This window comes from Nocardioides aquiterrae, assembly GCF_039526625.1.
GTDB lineage: Bacteria > Actinomycetota > Actinomycetes > Propionibacteriales > Nocardioidaceae > Nocardioides > Nocardioides aquiterrae.
Genome location: NZ_BAAAJE010000028.1, coordinates 14,959 through 31,848, shown reverse-complemented (window position 1 = coordinate 31,848; position 16,890 = coordinate 14,959). Strand labels below are relative to the sequence as shown.

At 73.3% G+C, this 16,890-nt stretch carries 18 protein-coding genes, 1 tRNA gene and 2 pseudogenes; 2 read left to right on the top strand and 19 right to left on the bottom strand.

What is annotated here, in order from left to right; all coding sequences use genetic code 11:
• Positions 1-44 precede the first annotated feature (44 nt).
• The 12 genes and pseudogenes from ABD086_RS21700 to ABD086_RS21645 all read right to left on the bottom strand — a co-directional run bounded on the left by ABD086_RS21700 (position 45) and on the right by ABD086_RS21645 (position 8,149).
• The gene (locus ABD086_RS21700) at positions 45-707 is read right to left on the bottom strand and encodes an alpha/beta hydrolase-fold protein (RefSeq protein ID WP_343910256.1); all 663 of its coding nucleotides are present in this window, start codon (positions 705-707) and stop codon (positions 45-47) included.
• A gap of 70 nt (positions 708-777) precedes the next feature.
• Positions 778-851, bottom strand: a tRNA-Pro gene (locus ABD086_RS21695).
• 131 nt (positions 852-982) lie between these two features.
• A pseudogene (locus ABD086_RS21690) lies at positions 983-1,246 on the bottom strand (mycothiol transferase); the annotation flags it as partial.
• Between the two features lie 160 nt (positions 1,247-1,406).
• Positions 1,407-1,508, bottom strand: a pseudogene (locus ABD086_RS21685) (hypothetical protein); the annotation flags it as partial.
• Positions 1,505-2,506 carry a hypothetical protein gene (locus tag ABD086_RS21680; protein ID WP_343910102.1) on the bottom strand — a complete coding sequence of 334 codons (1,002 nt, stop codon included), beginning with the start codon at positions 2,504-2,506 and terminating at the stop codon, positions 1,505-1,507. The gene ABD086_RS21680 and the pseudogene ABD086_RS21685, both read right to left, overlap by 4 nt.
• Before the next feature lie 13 nt (positions 2,507-2,519).
• Positions 2,520-3,872, bottom strand: a complete 1,353-nt coding sequence (gene der / locus ABD086_RS21675) for a ribosome biogenesis GTPase Der (RefSeq protein WP_343910100.1) — start codon at positions 3,870-3,872, stop codon at positions 2,520-2,522.
• Positions 3,869-4,633 carry a lysophospholipid acyltransferase family protein gene (locus ABD086_RS21670; protein WP_343910098.1) on the bottom strand — a complete coding sequence of 255 codons (765 nt, stop codon included), beginning with the start codon at positions 4,631-4,633 and terminating at the stop codon, positions 3,869-3,871. Before ABD086_RS21670 ends, der begins: the two co-directional genes overlap by 4 nt.
• Positions 4,630-5,301: a (d)CMP kinase gene (gene cmk, locus ABD086_RS21665; protein WP_425571676.1), complete on the bottom strand. Its 672-nt coding sequence runs from the start codon at positions 5,299-5,301 to the stop codon at positions 4,630-4,632. Before cmk ends, ABD086_RS21670 begins: the two co-directional genes overlap by 4 nt.
• A gap of 11 nt (positions 5,302-5,312) precedes the next feature.
• Positions 5,313-6,374, bottom strand: coding sequence for a prephenate dehydrogenase (locus ABD086_RS21660; RefSeq protein WP_343910094.1), 1,062 nt, complete (start codon positions 6,372-6,374; stop codon positions 5,313-5,315).
• Positions 6,367-6,753, bottom strand: a complete 387-nt coding sequence (gene aroH, locus ABD086_RS21655; protein ID WP_343910093.1) for a chorismate mutase — start codon at positions 6,751-6,753, stop codon at positions 6,367-6,369. Before aroH ends, ABD086_RS21660 begins: the two co-directional genes overlap by 8 nt.
• A 150-nt stretch (positions 6,754-6,903) precedes the next feature.
• Complete coding sequence (locus tag ABD086_RS21650) at positions 6,904-7,296, bottom strand: VOC family protein (protein WP_343910091.1); 393 nt, start codon at positions 7,294-7,296, stop codon at positions 6,904-6,906.
• Between the two features lie 10 nt (positions 7,297-7,306).
• Positions 7,307-8,149: a helix-turn-helix domain-containing protein gene (locus ABD086_RS21645; RefSeq protein WP_343910090.1), complete on the bottom strand. Its 843-nt coding sequence runs from the start codon at positions 8,147-8,149 to the stop codon at positions 7,307-7,309.
• Between ABD086_RS21645 and ABD086_RS21640 the strand changes: the two genes are divergently transcribed.
• Positions 8,135-8,812, top strand: coding sequence for a hypothetical protein (locus ABD086_RS21640; protein ID WP_343910088.1), 678 nt, complete (start codon positions 8,135-8,137; stop codon positions 8,810-8,812). The genes ABD086_RS21645 and ABD086_RS21640 overlap by 15 nt on opposite strands.
• Here the strand turns inward: ABD086_RS21640 and ABD086_RS21635 are convergent.
• The 6 genes from ABD086_RS21635 to ABD086_RS21610 form a co-directional block, all read right to left on the bottom strand.
• On the bottom strand, positions 8,766-9,515 hold the full coding sequence (locus tag ABD086_RS21635; RefSeq protein WP_343910087.1) for a pseudouridine synthase: 750 nt from the start codon (positions 9,513-9,515) through the stop codon (positions 8,766-8,768). The two genes, ABD086_RS21640 and ABD086_RS21635, sit on opposite strands and share 47 nt — an antisense overlap.
• A complete protein-coding gene (gene scpB / locus ABD086_RS21630; protein ID WP_343910086.1) occupies positions 9,512-10,201 on the bottom strand; it encodes an SMC-Scp complex subunit ScpB in 690 nt (229 codons plus the stop codon). Before scpB ends, ABD086_RS21635 begins: the two co-directional genes overlap by 4 nt.
• The gene (locus ABD086_RS21625) at positions 10,185-11,078 is read right to left on the bottom strand and encodes a segregation and condensation protein A (RefSeq protein WP_343910084.1); all 894 of its coding nucleotides are present in this window, start codon (positions 11,076-11,078) and stop codon (positions 10,185-10,187) included. The genes scpB and ABD086_RS21625 overlap by 17 nt, the downstream gene beginning before the upstream one ends.
• A complete protein-coding gene (locus ABD086_RS21620; RefSeq protein WP_343910083.1) occupies positions 11,075-11,413 on the bottom strand; it encodes a hypothetical protein in 339 nt (112 codons plus the stop codon). The genes ABD086_RS21625 and ABD086_RS21620 overlap by 4 nt, the downstream gene beginning before the upstream one ends.
• The gene (locus ABD086_RS21615; RefSeq protein WP_343910254.1) at positions 11,398-12,213 is read right to left on the bottom strand and encodes a ParA family protein; all 816 of its coding nucleotides are present in this window, start codon (positions 12,211-12,213) and stop codon (positions 11,398-11,400) included. Before ABD086_RS21615 ends, ABD086_RS21620 begins: the two co-directional genes overlap by 16 nt.
• Before the next feature lie 406 nt (positions 12,214-12,619).
• Positions 12,620-12,931 (bottom strand): GNAT family N-acetyltransferase, encoded by a 312-nt coding sequence (locus ABD086_RS21610; protein WP_343910082.1) that lies wholly within the window; start codon positions 12,929-12,931, stop codon positions 12,620-12,622.
• A gap of 41 nt (positions 12,932-12,972) precedes the next feature.
• Here ABD086_RS21610 and ABD086_RS21605 point away from each other — a divergent pair, with 41 nt between their 5' ends.
• Positions 12,973-14,352: a glycosyl hydrolase gene (locus tag ABD086_RS21605; RefSeq protein WP_343910080.1), complete on the top strand. Its 1,380-nt coding sequence runs from the start codon at positions 12,973-12,975 to the stop codon at positions 14,350-14,352.
• 26 nt (positions 14,353-14,378) lie between these two features.
• On the opposite strand, the gene ABD086_RS21600 is transcribed toward ABD086_RS21605, so the two are convergent.
• A complete protein-coding gene (locus ABD086_RS21600) occupies positions 14,379-16,889 on the bottom strand; it encodes a DEAD/DEAH box helicase (RefSeq protein WP_343910079.1) in 2,511 nt (836 codons plus the stop codon).
• Between the last annotated feature and the right edge of the window lies 1 nt (position 16,890).

Here is a 16,890-nt window from a genome sequence, read left to right as displayed (position 1 = left end):
AGGGACGCCACGGCGACGTCCGGGCGGTCGAACTCATGGGCGGTTCATGGCTGTTCGGCCACTGTCGGGCCGGGGCCCTCAGCCGCGATGTCGGCTCGCCAGCCGCGCGCGATCCGGTTCCAGAAGTCGGCCAGGTCGGGACGCCACCGCGACCACCAGTGGAGCCCGCACGCCCGCCGCTGGTTGACGTGCTCCACCCCGGCCGCGGTCAGCGCGGCGCTGAACGTGTCGGCCTGCCGGCGCAGCTGAGGCTCTGTCGCTGCGGTGACGTAGACGAGGTTGGCCGCGTCCTCCGGCGTGCACGGGACCCCGTTGCCGCTGGAGAGGTAGACGGCGGTCCGGCGGAGCGCCGCGGCGCCGCTGACCGGGTCCACCGCGGCCCAGGCGGCGGGATGGCCGACCGGGTCGCCGAGCGGTCCGGAAGCCTGCGGGTCGTCACCGGCGCAGACCTTCTCGGCCTCGAAGGCGGGGTACGCCGCGAGGCGGGCCGCCGGGGTGGAGAGGTCCACCGCGCCCGAGAAGACCCCGAGCGAGCCGAACACGCGGGGGAAGCGCTCGGCGACGTGCGCGGCCGACAACCCGCCCCCGCTGTAACCCGCGATGGCCCGGTGGCGCGCTGCCGACGGTCGCGCGGCGGCGTCGGAGTGGACCCGGCACCTGGTTGGCAGGGCGTCGTCATCAACACCTGTCGCGCGATGCACACGCATGGCCCCCAAAACGAGGACGAGGCCGCCCCCGCGTCTCGCGGGAACGGCCTCTGACCTGCGGTTCCTTCGGTCGGGCTGACAGGATTTGAACCTGCGACCCCTTGACCCCCAGTCAAGTGCGCTACCAAGCTGCGCCACAGCCCGAACAGCCCCTCGCCGGGGCCGCGTGAACACTACCGCAGCCGGGCGCTCCCGCTGGAATCGGGTCGTGTGCCTGAGCACGCGCCATGGCGCGTTGTCGGGCACACGACCCGCACCAGGGGGCCACCCCACGCTCAGCCCATCGTCTTCTGGCCGTCGATGGTCTCGCGGAGGATGTCGGCGTGGCCGGCGTGCTGGGCGGTCTCGGCGGCGATGTGCAGGAACACCATCCGGTTCGACCACGACGCGCCCGGCTCGAACCACGGCGCCCGCGGGAGCGGGTGCCGCTCGTCGAGGTCCACGGTGCGCACCAGCTCCTCGGTGTCGGCCGCGATGGCGTCGTACCGGTCCAGCAGTCCCTCGAGGGTCTCGTCCTCGAGCATCCGGGAAGCCGTTCCGGTACTCCAGCACCGCCGTCGGCGGGTTCGCCCAGTCGATGTTCGCCCAGTCCACGTCCGGCTGCTCCGTCGGCCCGTGCACCACGAACTCGGCCCACGTCTGCTCGACCGTGGCGACGTGCTTCACCAGCCCGCCCAGCGACAGCTCGCTGACCGTCGGGCGGGAGCGGGCCGCGTCGTCGTCCAGGCCGCGGACGGGGACCAGGAAGAGCTCCCGGTGCTTGCGGAGGTGCTGGAGGAGGTCCGCGCGCTCGGTGGTCACGGCGTCGCGCCCGGAGCCGACGCGGCAACTCCCCGGCCGCGATGCGAGGCGACCTGCGCGGAGTCCGGGGCCACCTGGAGCGAGGACGTGTCGACCGCGACGAACGCCGACGCGGGGATGCTCTTGAGCTCCTCGACCAGCCGCGCCGGCCAGCGGGCGTTCTGCTCCCCCTGGAAGTACCAGGGCGACCCGTTGTCGGCCAGCACCAGCCCGTACCTCTTCATCGCCTTGATCACCGTGACGGCGTACGCCGAGTAGCCGCTGGTCGAGAAGCCCGCCCGGAGCCGGAACCGCGCGCCCATCGGCGGGTAGGCCAGCGAGGACCGCGAGCCGGCGTCGTGCCGAGCGGGCCAGAGGTGGTGCCTGCTGGTGACGTCGGTGGTGAACCGGATGGCGTGGTCCACGCGGCCGGCCTTCACCTCGTTCCAGCGCAGCAGGCCGGGCAGGATCGGCAGCCCGGCGGCGTCCGCGGAGGTCCAGCCGTCCGGCCGCAGGTCGTTGGAGCGCAGCGACCAGACGGCGCCCGAGCCCGCGACCCAGCGGCCGCTGCGGACCCGGGTGTTCCAGGTCTCGTAGAGCTTGCAGCTGCCCTTGTCGACGACGATCGCGTGCTTGTCGCCGGACGACCCGCGACCGCCCTCGATGCGGGTGTCGTCGCCGAGCGGGTAGCGCACCCGGTCGCTCTCCGAGGCGTAGTCGAACCGCACCCGGACCTTGCGGTGCGACGACCTCACGACCGTGATCGGGATGCCGTAGTTCGGGCCGTCGCCGTACGACGGGCCGAAGTCGGGGTGCAGGTCGACGTCGGTCGACATGTGCGAGAGCCACTGCCGGCTGCGGGCGTGCACCGGCAGGTGCCGCACGTCGGCGTGCCACCAGTTGTCCTTCGGGAACTCCGAGCAGTGGGTGCCCGCGACCGGCTGCGCGGCCCCGGGAGCCGCCGCAGGTGCGACGACCAGCGAGGTGGCCGCCAGGGTCAGGACGAGCAGGCGTCGCATGGCCCCGACGGTACTACCGCTTCCGCTTCTCCCGCGGCCGCTGCTGGAGCACGATCGGGGTGCCCACGAAGCCGAACTCCTCGCGCAGCCGGCGCTCGATGAAGCGCTCGTAGGACGCGTCGAGCTTGCCGGTGGTGAACAGGATGAACGTCGGGGGCGCGGTCGTGGCCTGGGTGCCGAACAGAATCCGGGGCTGCTTGCCGCCGCGGACGGGGTGCGGGTGCTCGGCGACCAGGCGGCCGAGGAAGCCGTTGAGCGCGCCGGTCGAGATGCGGGTCTCCCAGCCCTCGAGCGCCCGGTCCAGCGCCGGCACCAGCCGGTCGACGTGCCAGCCGGTGCGGGCGGTGACGTTGATCCGCGGCGCCCACTGCACCTGCACCAGCTCGCGCTCGATCTCGCGCTCGAGGTAGTGGCGGCGCTCCTCGTCGACGAGGTCCCACTTGTTGAACGCGATCACCAGCGCCCGGCCGGCGTCGCGCACGGTCTGGAGGATCCGGACGTCCTGCTCGGAGATCGACTGCTCGGCGTCCAGCACGAGCACCGCGACCTCGGCGCGGTCGATCGCGGTCGAGGTGCGCAGCGATGCGTAGTACTCGTGGCCCGAGGCCTCCTTGACCCGCTTGCGGATGCCCGCGGTGTCGATGAACCGCCAGGTGCGGCCGCCGAGCTCGACGAGCTCGTCGACCGGGTCGACCGTCGTGCCGGCCACGTTGTCGACGACGACCCGCTCCTCCCCCGCCAGCTTGTTGAGCAGCGAGGACTTGCCGACGTTCGGCTTCCCGACGATCGCGACCCGGCGCGGGCCGCCGACCTCGGGCTCCCGCTCGGGCGGGGCCTCCGGCAGCGCGGCGAGGACGGCGTCGAGCATGTCGCCCGAGCCCCGGCCGTGCAGTGCGGAGACGGGGTACGGCTCGCCGAGGCCGAGGTTCCAGAGCGCGTACGCCTCCGCCTCGGTGCGCTGGTCGTCGACCTTGTTCGCGGCCAGCACGACCGGCTTGCCGGACTTGCGCAGGATCTTCACGACCGCCTCGTCGGCGTCGGTGATGCCGACGGTCGCGTCGACGACGAACAGCACGGCGTCGGCCAGCCCGACCGCGATCTCGGCCTGGGCGGCGATCCGCTCGGCCAGGCCGCGGGCGTCGGGGTCCCAGCCGCCGGTGTCGACGACCGTGAACGCGCGGCCGGCCCAGTTCGCGTCGTACGACACCCGGTCGCGGGTGACGCCGGGGACGTCCTCGACCACCGCCTCCCGGCGGCCGATGATGCGGTTGACCAGCGTCGACTTGCCGACGTTGGGCCGCCCCACGATGGCCAGGACGGGTACGGGGCCGAGCGCCTCCGTGGCGGCAGGCTCGAGCTCGGTCATGGTGCTCCTTCATCGGTGACCCCGGTGGCGGGGTCGGGATCTACGTCGGTCGGCGGCAGCGGACCCGGGAGCTCTCTCCCGGTCGACGCGCGCGCCCGGTCCAGCTGGACCAGCATGTGCTCCCTCAGGAACAACGAGGCCTTCTCCACTTGTTCCCGCGTCCGCGGCCACGGCTCCGGCTCGGTGCGCCACACCTCGCCGAACACCATGTCGATCACGGCGCCCCGGCGCGGCAGCGAGTTGCTGTGCCCGCCGGGCTCCCGGGTGCCGATCATGGTCACGGGTACGACGGGCGCGCCCGACACCAGCGCCAGGTACGCCGCCCCGCGGTGGAACCGCTCCAGGTCGCCCGGGCCGCGGCTGCCCTCGGGGTAGATCCCGATCGCGTGGCCGTTGCGCAGCGCGCGCAGGCAGATCCGCACCGCACGGGGGTCCGGGTGGTAGCGGTCGAGCGGGATCTGGCCGGAGTGCCAGAGGAAGGTGCCGAGGAGGCCCTTGAACATCTCGACCTTGGTGAGCGCGTGCGCGGGACGCGGCGCGAAGATCGCCAGCAGCGGGCCGTCGGTCACGCCCACGTGGTTGGAGGCGTAGATGATCGGGCCGGAGGCCGGCACGTTGCCCGGGTCGCTCACGCGCACGTCGTACCGCCGCCGGATCAGCCAGCGGGCCAGCGGGCGCAGGAACGAGTAGAGGAGGTAGCGCGGAGGTCCGGAGACCCGGTCGCTGCGCGGCGGCTCGAGGTGCGGGAGCGAGCCGGTCACGTCCGGGCCTCGGCGTCCTCGACCAGCGCCACGACCAGGCCGATGACCTCCTCGAGCGTGTGGCCGGTGGTGTCGATGTGGACCGCGCCGTCGGCCATCACCAGCGGTGCCGTGGTGCGTCCGGAGTCGATCCGGTCGCGGGCCAGCAGCGACTCCCGGGTCGCCTCGACGTCGGCGGCGCCCGCCTCCGCGGCGCGGCGCTCGGCGCGCGCGGCGGGGTCAGCGCTCAGGTACACCTTGACCGGGGCGTCGGGCGCGACGACCGACCCGATGTCGCGGCCCTCGACGACGATCCCGCCGTCGGCCGCGATCACCTCGCGCTGCAGCCGGAGCAGGCGGCCCCGCACCTCGGGGACCGTGCTCACCGGCGACACCGCGGCGTTCACGTCGTCCTCGCGGATGGCGACGGCCACGTCGGTGCCGTCGACGGTGATCGACGGAGCGAGCGGGTCGGTGCCGGAGACGATCTCGGGCTCCCCGCAGCGGGCGGCGACGGCGTCGGCGTCGTGCACGTCCACGCCCTGGCGCAGCATCCACCAGGTCATCGCGCGGAACATCGCGCCGGTGTCGAGGTAGCGCAGCCCGAGCCGCTCCGCGACACCCCGGGAGGTGCTCGACTTGCCGGATCCGGAGGTGCCGTCGACGGCGACGACGAGGGGGCTGCTCACGGGCGGCAAGCCTACCGGTGGGTCACCCATCCCCGGGATTCGAGCGACGTCAGCAGGTGGTCGGCACGGGACTCCTCGACGAGCAGCTCCACCAGGCCGACGGGGCGGCCCGGGTCGTGGTCGATGTGCACGTCCTCGATGTTGACCCCGCTCGCGCCGGCGTCCGCGAACAGCCGCGCCAGCTCGCCCGGGTGGTCGGGCACCGACACGAACACCGACCGCATCGGACGCACCGGCGCGCCGTGCTTGCCGGGGATCGCCTGGGTGCCGGCCACGCCCTCGCGGAGCACGGCCTCCAGGCTGCCGCGGTCGGCGTTCGAGACCGCGGCGATCAGCGTGTCGAGCTGGCCGCGGACCTCGCCGAGCAGGGCGAGCACGGCGTCGGCGTTCTGCGTGACGATCTGGCCGTACAGGGCGGGGTCGCCCGCGGCGACGCGGGTCACGTCGCGGACGCCCTGGCCGGTGAGCGCGAGGTGCCCCTCGGGCGCGTCGGCGAGGCGGGCCGCGACCAGCGAGGCCAGGAGGTGCGGCACGTGGGACGTGCGGGCGACGGCGCGGTCGTGCTCCTCGGGGGTGAGCCGGACCGGCACTCCCCCGCAGACCGCGACCAGCGCCTCGACGAGCGCGACCACCTCCGGCCCGGAGCCCTGGTGGGGCGTGATGGCCCACGGCCGGCCGTCGAACAGCGCCGCGCTGGCCGCCAGCGGTCCCGAGCGCTCGCTGCCGGCCATCGGGTGGCTGCCGGCGTACCGCTCGGCGCCGGGGCGGCCCGTCACGGCCGCGAGCGGGCCGGTCTTCACGCTGCCGACGTCGGTCACGCAGGCGTCGGTGTCCTCCAGCGCCCGCACGATCTCGGCGCCGAGGTGGTCCGGCGGGACGGCGACGACGACCAGCTGCGGGCGGTCCTCCGGCCTCCGGGGTCGTCCGGCGCCGAGCCCGGACGCCGTGCGCACGTGCTCGGGGGACGCGTCGGTGAGCAGCACCTCGATCCCGGCCCGCCGGCAGGCCAGGCCGATCGACGTGCCGAGCAGACCGGTGCCGACGACCTCGACCGGACCGGTCAGCTCACTCATCGTCCGGCACCGCCCGCACGCGGGTCAGGTCCCGGCGCAGCGCGGCCGCCCCGTGCAGGTAGACGTGGGTGATGTCCGAGCGCGGCAGGTCGGTCTCGACGTGCGCCATCATCCGCACCACCCGCGGCATCGAGCCGTCGATCTCGAGCTCGCGGGCGCAGATCAGCGGCACCTCGCCGAACCCCAGCCGCCGGGCGGCGTACGCGGGGAACTCCGAGTGCAGGTCGCTGGTGGCGGTGAAGATCACCGAGATGAAGTCGTCGACCTCCAGGCCGTTGGACTCCATCACGTCGGTCACCATCTCGGCGACGCGCTCCAGGAGGTGGTCGCGCACGTCCTCCTCGAGCTGGGTCGCTCCTCGCACTGCCCTGACTGCCACGCGGCAAGGCTAGCGAGGCCCGGGCGGGCGGTTCGGTGCGGTCTCACGCCCAGCCTCTGCGCGCAATTGAACGACGAGACTGGGCTACCAGCGGGTAGCGGCAGCCTGGCCGTTCAATTGCGTGGGAGGGCGCGCAACCGCCGCCGCACCCTAGGACGGCTGGTACGACCCGAACGACCAGTGGTTGCCCTCGGGGTCTTCGACGCTGCCGCCGCGGCCGCCGTAGTCCTGGTCGACCATGTCGCGCACGACGGTGGCGCCCGCGTCGACCGCGCGGGCGAAGACCGCGTCGGGGTCGTCGGTGACGAGGTACGCCGCGGCGCCGCCCACGTTGGTGACCGCGGCGTCCGGGCGGTGGCTGCCGAACATGATCCCGCCGCCTCCGGGCCACAGCCACTCGGCGTGCACGACCACGGACGGGTCGCTCTCGTCGCGGTACGTCGCGTGCTCGACGAACCCGACCGCGGACAGCCACGCGATCATCGCGCCGGCGTCCCGGAAGGACAGGGTGTGCCAGAGCCTGATGTCTGCTGCGTTGCTCATGAACCCACCCTCACCCGCCGGCGGCACCCGTGTCTTGGAGGAACGGGAACTCCTCCCGCAGCCAGGTCGACGGCGGGCAGCCGGCCAGCGCGACCCACTCCCGGGTCAGGTGGGACTGGTCGGCGTAGCCGCAGCGGTGGGCGACGTCGGCCAGCGGCAGCCGGCCCAGCAGCGCCCGCGACGACGAGAACCGGCCCAGGCGCTGCACCTCCTTGGGGGTGAGGCCGCACTCGGCGCGCACCAGGTTGCCGAGGTGCCGGCGGCTGTAGCCGACCTCGTCGGCGACGGCCTGCACCGACGCGCCCCGGGTGAGCCGGGCCAGCGCCCGCCCGACCTCGGCCCGCGGCCCGATCACGTCGTGCCGCGCCAGCTGCGCCACCAGGCTGCGCTGCACGAGGTCGACCCACGTCGACGGCGGCGCCTCGTGCAGCCGCGCGGGCAGGTCCCGCAGCCAGGGCGCGACGTCGTCCAGCTCCAGCAGGTCCCCGGCGAGCGCGGCCGCCGGCATCCCGAACAGGGCCCGGGTCCCGGCGGTCGTCAGGGCGAGCTGCAGGCCGGCCTGGTGGCCGTCGTGGTGGATCTCGGCGGGCCGCGCGTGCAGCCCCGAGACCGTCGACCACCGCGCCGAGCGGCTCTCCGGCCGGTCCCGCCAGCCCACGTCGAGCGGATCACCCACCGGCAGCACGAACGTCACCGTCGTGGACGGCAGGCCGCGGTGCACACCCGGGGCGCCGAGGTCGACGTCGTAGGCGACCACGGAGGCGACGTACGGCGCCAGCGCCCGCATCCCCGCAACGTACCCCTTGCGGAACGCGCCCAGCAGGCGGATCGTGGGGTGATGGTGGCGCAGCACCGAGTTCCTGACGGGCTCCCGACGCTCTCGCGCGGCAAGCACCGCAATCCCCGCAAGGGCGCCTGCTTCATGGAGATGGCGTCCGTCCTCGCCAACGAGCCGTGGAGCGACAAACCGCGCTGCACGGATCCCCTCCTCGCCCAGCTGGCCCGCCTGGTCAACGACCACAGCACCGACGCGCACCGCGGCGACCTCGCGGTGCTGATCCCGTCGGTGATCGGCGTCCACGGCACCGGCCTCGCGTGGGACGTGCAGTTCGTCGCCGCCGTCGCCGGCAACGCGGTGCCGGACGTGCCCGAGTACCTCCAGCGCGCGCTCGCCGGCGGGCTGGTCCGTTGCGAGGAGCTCTCCGGCCGGCTCGGCCTCGACACCACGGGCATCCGCGCGTCGCTGGACCAGGTGCCCGGCGCCGAGGCGTGGGCCCGGCAGTGGCTCGACGGCACACCGCTGACGGAGAAGCAGTTCCGCCGCCGGTCGGCGCCCCAGGTGGTCCGCTGTGCGGTCCGGGGCATCGCGACGGGCGCCGTACCCGACCCGGACGCGCGCCTCGCGGAGCTGCTGCGGGTCGGCGTCGACGCCGCCCGGCTGCTGTCGCCGCCCGTGGCGACCGCGCCCCCTACATCTGGGCGACGTCCAGCAGCTCCCCCAGCTCGGCACGGCTGAGCTCGCGCATCTCCCCCACCGGCAGCTTCCCGAGCTGCACCGGGCCGATCGCCGTGCGCGTGAGCCGGCGCACCGGGTGGCCGACGTGGTCGAGCAGCCGCCGCACGATCCGGTTGCGCCCCTCGTGGATCACCAGCTCGACGATCGACTTCGCCTCCGTCGCCTGCACGACCCGCGCGGTGCGCACCGTCACCGGGCCGTCGTCGAGGGTGACGCCCTCCAGGAGCTGCTTGATCGTGCGCCGGTAGACCTCGCCCTCGACCTCCGCGACGTAGGTCTTGTCCACCTCGTACGACGGGTGCGCCATCCGCTGCGCGAAGTCGCCGTCGTTCGTGAGCAGGAGGAGCCCGGAGGTGTCGGTGTCCAGGCGGCCGACGTGGAAGAGCCGCTCGGGCCGGTCCGCGACCAGGTCGCCGAGGTTCCGCCGGCCCTCCGGGTCGGACATCGTCGACACGACCCCGCGGGGCTTGTTGAGCACCAGGTAGACCTTCTCCGACACCGGCGGGAGCCGCCGGCCATCGACGCGGATCACCGCCGTGCGCGGGTCGACCTTGGTGCCGAGCCGGGTCACGACCTCGCCGTCGACCTCGACCAGCCCGTCGAGCATCAGCTCCTCGCACTTGCGCCGCGAGGCGACGCCGGACTGGGCGAGCAGCTTCTGGAGCCGGATCAGGCCGTCGTCGTCCGTCTCGACATCCGTCATGTCGGCTCGGTCCCGCCGTCGGGCTCGGTGCCGTCGCCCGAGTGCGGCGAGTGCGGGTGGTGCGGCTCCGGCTCCGGCGTCGGCTCGGTGGCGACCGGTGCCGCCGCCATCTCCGCGAGCTCGTCCTCGAGGTCGTCCATGTCCGGCAGGTACGGCGCCAGCTCGGGCAGCTCGTCCAGCGAGGTGACGCCGATCCGCTCCAGGAAGTAGCTCGTCGTCCGGTAGAGGTTCGCGCCGGTCTCGTGGTCCTGGCCGGCCTCCTCGACCAGGCCCCGGGTGAGCAGCGTGCGCATCACGCCGTCGACGTTGACGCCGCGGATCGCCGACACCCGGGCGCGGGACACCGGCTGCTTGTAGGCGACCACCGCCAAGGTCTCCAGCGCCGCCTGGGACATCCGGGCCTGCTGCCCCTCGAGCACGAAGCCCTCGACGACCGCGGCGTACTCCTCGCGCGTGTAATAGCGCCAGCCGCCGCCCACGTTGCGCAGCTCGAAGCCGCGCCCCTGCTCGGTGTACTCGGCGGCGAGCCCCCGCAGCGCGAGCACGACCTCCTCGGTCGGGTAGCCGGTGGCGGTGGCCAGGGCGACCTCGTCCAGCGGCTCGTCGGCGACCATGAGCAGCGCCTCGAGCGACGGGCGCAGCTCCGCCACCGGTACGGCGAGCGTCTCGTCAGTCGTCTCGGTCATCGGTGCCCTCCTCGATCGGTGCATCCTCCGGCGCGGCGGAGTCCGGCTCGGGCGGTGCCCCGTCGAACTCGTCGGTGATCAGGTCGTCGACGTCCGCGTCCTCGTCGCCGGTCCAGCGGATGGTCAGCTCCCCGAGGGGGGTGACCTGGTCGAACGCGACGGCGCCCTCCCGGAACAGCTCCAACAGCGACAGGAACCGCGCCACCGTCGTCAGCCGGTCCGGGGAGTCGCCGCACAGCGCCCGGAACGTCATCGTGCCCTGCCGCCGCAACCGGTCGACCACCAGGGCCGCCTGCTCGCGCACGCTGACCTTGGCGGCGTGGATGTGGTGCAGGGAGAGCTCCAGCACCGGCTTCGGCTCGAGCGCCTTCGCCGCGAGCTGGGCGAACTGCTCCAGCCCGATGCCGATGAGCACCTCGGGCAGCAGCCCGGCGTACCGCTCCTCCAGGCCGACCGCCCGCGGGTGCCGCTTCGACTCCCCCGCCAGCCGCTGCTCCAGCACACTCGCCACCTGCTTGAAGGCCTTGTACTGCAGCAGCCGCGCGAACAGCAGGTCGCGGGCCTCCAGCAGCGCGAGGTCCTCCTCGTCCTCGACGTCGCCCTGCGGCAGCAGCCGCGCGGCCTTGAGGTCCAGCAGCGTCGAGGCGACCAGCAGGAACGACGTCGTCTGCTCGAGGTCCCACACCCGGCCGCCGGCCTTGACGTACGCGATGAACTCGTCGGTGACCGTGGACAGCGACACCTCGGTGATGTCGAGCTTGTGCTTGGCGATCAGGTTCAGCAGCAGGTCGAACGGACCCTCGAAGTTGTCGAGGCGCACCTCGAAGCCCGGGGCGGCCTCGGCCGCGCTCTCCTGGACCTCTGGCTGGGCGATCATTCCTCGGTCAATCGTCGCACCAGCGCGCTGTCGTCGCCATGGGCCTCGAAGTCCGCGAGCACCATCGCGATCGCCTCGCGCACCAGGCGGCCGCGGTCGACCGCGAGGCCGTGCGACCGGCGCAGCACCAGCCGGGCGTGCTCGAGGTCGAGCAGCTCGTCGGAGGTGACGTACACCGTCATCTTCTCGTCGTGCCGGACCCGGCCGCTCGGCTTCTTCGGCTCACGCTGCTGCTCGGTCGGGGGCTCCTCCGCCGCACGCGGCTCGTCGGGCGGCGCGGGTGCGGTGGGGCGGAACAGGTCGTCGGCAGCGGGGAGGCTCACCCGTCGAGACAACGAGCCAGCACCTCCTTGGCCAGCTGCCGGTAGGCGTCCGCACCGGTCGAGGTCGAGGCGTACGTCGTGATCGGCTCGCCGGCGACCGTGGAGTCGGAGAACTTCACCGTGCGGCGGATGACCGTGTGGAAGACCTTGTCGCCCCAGGCCTGCACCAGCCGCTCCATCACCTCGCGGCTGTGCAGCGTCCGGCCGTCGTACATGGTGCCGAGGACGCCGTCGATCTCGAGCTTGGGGTTCAGCCGCTCGCGCACCTTGTCGATGGTGGTCTTCAGCAGCGCCACCCCGCGCAGTGCGAAGTACTCGCACTCCAGCGGCACGATCACCCCGTCCGACGCGGTGAGCGCGTTCACGGTCAGCAGCCCCAGGGACGGCTGGCAGTCGATGAGGATGACGTCGTAGTCCGCGATCGCCGGCGCGAGGACGCGCTGCAGGGTCTGCTCGCGGGCCACCTCGTGCACGAGCTGGACCTCGGCGGCCGACAGGTCGATGTTCGAGGGCAGCAGGTCCATGCCGGGCACCCCGCTGGGGACGACCACCTCGCGCAGGTCGACGTCGCGGTCCATCAGCAGGTTGTAGACGGTCAGGTCCATCTCGTGCGGGTTGAGCCCCAGGCCCACGGACAGCGAGCCCTGGGGGTCGAAGTCGACGAGCAGCACCTTGCGGCCGTGCTCGGCCAGCGAGGCCCCGAGGTTGATGGTCGTCGTGGTCTTGCCGACGCCGCCCTTCTGGTTGCACATCGAGATCACGCGGGCGTGACCGTGCTCGGTGAGCGGGCGCGGCTCCGGGAGGTCGGGCATCGGGCGGCCGGTCGGGCCGAGCTTGGCTTCGACGGCGGGGCGCTCGAAGGGAAGGGCGTCGGCCACGTGGTCCTCTCGGGATGCTGCGTCGGGGGAAGGAGCCGGTGAGGGGGTCGGGGAGGGGGTCGGCGCGAGGGGCGGCATCGCGCCGGCGAGCGCGCCGCTGGCTGCCGAAGCCGGGACTCCACCGAAGCTGCCGCCTGCGTTCATCCAACGCTCCCTCATCCACATGTCGACACAACGACTTGTAGCCGACCTCGGCGACTCTAGGTGCGGGCTCCGACAGCGAACAAGCCGAACGCGGAAACCCCCAGCCCGCGGGCGAAATCTGTGCATGGCCTGTGCACGAGCGCCACGCCCGGTGCACAGGCCGGGCCCGCCCTGTGCACAGCCCTGTGGAGAGCGGTCAGTCCCTCGCGGTGGTCGGCGGGGCGCCGTACACGAGGTCCTGGTACTCGGGGTGCCGGTCGATCCAGCCCTTGATGAACGGGCACAGGGGCAGCACCTGCCGGCTGCCGTCGGCGCGGACGTCGTCGAGCGCGAACCGGGCCAGCGCGGAGCCGACGCCGCGGCCCTCGAACTTCTCGTCCACCTCGGTGTGGGTGAAGACGATCAGCCGGTCGGCCAGCTGGTACTCCGCGAAGCCCGCCAGCTCCCCGTCGATGTGCGCCTCGTAGCGGGACGCCTCTGGATTCTTCGAAGTCGCGACATCGGTCATGCCGTCGACACTAGACTGCGGCTGTGCGACCACGGGGGGCCGTGACGGTCTTGCTGGCGGGGTTGCTCACGGGGGGATTGTTCGCGTCCGGGGCCACCCCCGCGTTCGCGCGCCCCGAGCACCTGGCCCGGACCGCGGAACGAGGGGTCACGACGGTCACCGCCCGCCTCGCTCCCCCGGTCGTCACCGCTGGCGAGCCGGCGGCGCTGGTCGCCCAGCTCTCGCCGGCCCAGCAGGGCCGCCCCGTGACGGTCGAGCGGTACGTCGGCGGCGCCTGGGCGCCGCTCCTGGACGGCACCGCCAACGCGGCCGGCCGCGCCGTCGTCCCGCTGGACACCACCCAGCCCGGCACCCAGCGGCTGCGTGTCGTCGCCGAGGCCTGGAACGGCGGGCCCGCCTCCGCGCCGTCGCGCGCGGTGACCCTGACGGTCACCACACCCGACCAGTGCACCCCGCGGACGCCGCTCGCCGACCCGGACGCCGACCTCGCGGCCCGCTGCCTGGCCGCCCGGCTGGACCGCTGGAAGGGCGCGGGCCTGATGGGTGTCGGTCAGCAGCTCAACATGTCCAGCGCGGCGTACACCGCCCCGCTCGCCGCCCTCGGCAGCCGCCGGGTGCCGGTGGTCGGCTTCGACCTCTGGGAGCTCGGGAAGACCCGCACCTACGAGTTCCCGTTCTTCGACCAGGCGTTGGCGGACCTGGTCGCGATGGCCCAGGGCGGCGCCGTGCTCACCGCGTCCTGGCACGCGCCCAACCCGCACACCGGCCGGGAGTACAACGACCGCAGCTGGCACAGCTTCGGCGCCCTGCTCGACTCCGCCACCCCCGAGGCGCAGGCGTTCTGGGCGGGGTACGACGAGCAGCTGGCGGTCCTCGCGGCGCTCCAGGCCGAGGGGGTGGCGATCGTGTTCCGCCCGTTCCACGAGGTCAACGGCGACTGGTTCTGGTGGGGCCGGCCGAACGCCGCGGCGTTCACGAAGGTCTACCACCAGCTGCAGGAGCGCGCCTGGGCCGCCGGGGTGCACAACGTGCTGTGGGGCTACTCGTTCGCCGCCGCCAACCGCCCCGGCATCGTCGCCCCCGAGAAGCTGCTGCCCGCCCGCGTCGACGTCGCCGGCATCGACTCCTACTACCCGTCCACCGGCAGCCACCGCGGCGGCCAGGCGCCGTCGATGGCCGGGTACGCCGCGGTCGCGAAGCGGGTCCCCCGGATGGCGTTCACCGAGATCGGCCCGTCGGCCGACAAGAAGCAGAGCTGGAAGCCGTCGGTGATCACCGCCACCGCCAAGGCCCAGCCCCGCAGGCCGCTCTGGGCGCTGCTGTGGGTCGACGACGCCTCCGGCTACAAGCAGATCTCGTCGCTGAACGGCGGGTTGTCCTGGCTCGACTCCTGCCCGTTCGGGTTCTGCCCGGTCCGCTGACTCGGTCCTCGATTGCGCCGAGACCGTCAGCCGCCCAGCCGGCGCATCGCGGTCGCGCGCAGCACCAGCTCGCCGACCTCGTCGGAGGCGTCCAGGTCGGCCTGGGCCTCGATCACCCAGTCGTGGTGGCCCTCGGGGTCGTGGACGGTCTGGGTGACCTGCCAGGTCCGGCCGGTCTCCTCGACGCGCAGCAGCGCCGGGCCGCGCGCGTCCGCGTCCAGCAGCACCCGGTCGTGCTCGGCGTAGTACTCCTCGATCGCCTCGTCCCACGCGGACCGGGTCATCACGACCTCCCCCGGCGGGTCGGTCCGGTCCGCGGCGGCCCGCTCCATCGCCATCAGCCCGTCCAGGTCGTCGCCGGCGACCAGCTCGACCCGGCGGAACATCGCGTTGCGGATCATCACCGCGAAGGCGCGCGACTGCTTCGAGATCGGCCGCGGGGACGGCGGCGGCTCGTGGTGCGCCACGTCCGACCGCACGTGCGAGGGATCGGCCAGCGCCTCCCACTCGTCGAGCAGCGAGGAGTCGGTCTGCCGCACGGTCTCCCCCAGCCACTCGACCAGGTCCTCGAGCTCGGGCGTGCGGTGCGACTCCGGCACGGTCTGGCGCAAGGTCCGGTACGCGTCGGTCAGGTAGCGCAGCACCAGGCCCTCGGACCGGGCCAGCTGGTAGCGCGACACGAAGTCGGTGAACGACATGCCCTGCTCGTACATCTCCCGCACGATCGACTTCGGCTGCAGCGCGTCCTCCGGCAGCCACGGGTGCGTCTGGCGGTAGATCTCGTACGTCGCCTCCAGCAGCTCGGCGAGCGGACGCGGCCAGGTCACCTCCTCGAGCAGCGCCATCCGCTCGTCGTACTCGATGCCGTCGGCCTTCATCTCCGCGACCGCCTCGCCGCGGGCGGCGTACTGCTGCTGCAGCAGGATCTGGCGCGGCCCCTCCAGCACCGCCTCGATCACGGACACGATGTCGAGGGTGTGCTCCTCCGCCTCGGGGTCGAGGACGTCCAGCGCGGCCAGCGCGAAGTGCGCGAGGGGCTGGTTCAGCGCGAAGTCGACGGGCAGGTCGACGGTCAGCACGTAGCGGCGGCCGAGCTCGTCGGGCTCGTCGAGCCGGGTGAGCACGCCCGAGTGCACCAGCGACCGGGCCAGCCGGAGTGCGCGGCGGGCCAGCCGGCGCTGCTGGCGCGGGTCCTCGTGGTTGTCGGTCAGCAGCCGGCGCAGGACCGGGAACGCGTCCTCGTCGCGGGACACGACGTTGATGAGCATCGCGTTGTCGACCTTCATCCGCGACACCAGCGGTTCGGGCTCACCTGCCACGAGCTTGTCGAAGGTCTGCTCGCTCCACACGACGGTGCCCTCGGGCGGCTTCTTCAGCTGCGCCTTCGCGTTCTTCCGCCCGGCGGCCTGCCGCTCGGCCGCCTTGGCCTTGGCCTTCTCGTTCTCGATGACGTGCTCGGGCGCCTGCACGACGACGTACCCGGCGGTGTCGAACCCGGCCCGGCCGGCCCGGCCCGCGATCTGGAGGAACTCCCTCGACCGGAGGATCCGCTGGCGGCTGCCGTCGAACTTGGCCAGCCCGGTGAACAGCACGGTCCGGATCGGCACGTTGATGCCCACGCCGAGCGTGTCGGTGCCGCAGATGACGCCGAGCAGCCCGGCCTGGGCCAGCTGCTCCACGAGCCGGCGGTAGCGCGGCAGCATCCCGGCGTGGTGCACGCCGATCCCGCGCCGCAGCAGCTTGTTGAGGGTCTTGCCGAAGCCGGCACCGAACCGGACGTGGTCCAGGCGGTCGCCGAGCTCGGGCTTGGGGACCCACCCCGCCTTGAGCAGCGTCGTCGCGTGCTCGACGGCGTCCTTCTGGGTGAAGTGCACGACGTAGACCGGCCCCTGGCCGGTCGTCACCAGCTCCTCCAGCGTCTCCGGGAGCGGCGTCATCGCCCAGGAGAAGGTCAGCGGCACCGGCCGTACGGCGTCCGCGACGACCGTGGTCTCCCGCCCGTTGCGCCGGGTGAGGTCCGCGGCCAGCTCCGTGACGTCGCCGAGGGTGGCCGACATCAGCAGGAACTGCGCCTGGGGCAGCTCGAGCAGCGGCACCTGCCAGGCCCAGCCGCGGTCCGGCTCGGCGTAGAAGTGGAACTCGTCCATGACCACGAGCCCGACGTCCGCGGTCGCACCCTCGCGGAGCGCGATGTTGGCCAGCACCTCGGCGGTGCAGCAGATGATCGGGGCGTCGGGGTTCACCGAGGCGTCCCCCGTGAGCATGCCGACGTCGGCGGCGCCGAACTCCGCGACCAGCGCGAAGAACTTCTCGCTGACCAGCGCCTTGATCGGGGCGGTGTAGAACGACACCCGGTCCTCGGCCAGCGCGGCCCGGTGGGCGGCCTCCGCGACCAGTGACTTGCCGGACCCGGTGGGCGTCGCGAGCACGACGTTGTCACCGGCCAGCAGCGCCAGGATCGCCTCCTCCTGGTGCGGGTACAGCGTCAGTCCGCGCTGGGCCGCCGCCGCGGTGATGTCGTCGAGGAGGTCGGCCACC

Bases quoted from the DNA above. Each gene is read 5' to 3' on its own strand.
- ABD086_RS21700 (WP_343910256.1), bottom strand. From the start codon at position 707: ATGCGTGTGCATCGCGCGACAGGTGTTGATGACGACGCCCTGCCAACC.
- ABD086_RS21680 (WP_343910102.1), bottom strand. From the start codon at position 2,506: ATGCGACGCCTGCTCGTCCTGACCCTGGCGGCCACCTCGCTGGTCGTC.
- der (WP_343910100.1), bottom strand. From the start codon at position 3,872: ATGACCGAGCTCGAGCCTGCCGCCACGGAGGCGCTCGGCCCCGTACCC.
- ABD086_RS21660 (WP_343910094.1), bottom strand. From the start codon at position 6,374: ATGAGTGAGCTGACCGGTCCGGTCGAGGTCGTCGGCACCGGTCTGCTC.
- ABD086_RS21650 (WP_343910091.1), bottom strand. From the start codon at position 7,296: ATGAGCAACGCAGCAGACATCAGGCTCTGGCACACCCTGTCCTTCCGG.
- ABD086_RS21640 (WP_343910088.1), top strand. From the start codon at position 8,135: ATGGTGGCGCAGCACCGAGTTCCTGACGGGCTCCCGACGCTCTCGCGC.
- ABD086_RS21635 (WP_343910087.1), bottom strand. From the start codon at position 9,515: ATGACGGATGTCGAGACGGACGACGACGGCCTGATCCGGCTCCAGAAG.
- scpB (WP_343910086.1), bottom strand. From the start codon at position 10,201: ATGACCGAGACGACTGACGAGACGCTCGCCGTACCGGTGGCGGAGCTG.
- ABD086_RS21625 (WP_343910084.1), bottom strand. From the start codon at position 11,078: ATGATCGCCCAGCCAGAGGTCCAGGAGAGCGCGGCCGAGGCCGCCCCG.
- ABD086_RS21615 (WP_343910254.1), bottom strand. From the start codon at position 12,213: ATGCCCGACCTCCCGGAGCCGCGCCCGCTCACCGAGCACGGTCACGCC.
- ABD086_RS21610 (WP_343910082.1), bottom strand. From the start codon at position 12,931: ATGACCGATGTCGCGACTTCGAAGAATCCAGAGGCGTCCCGCTACGAG.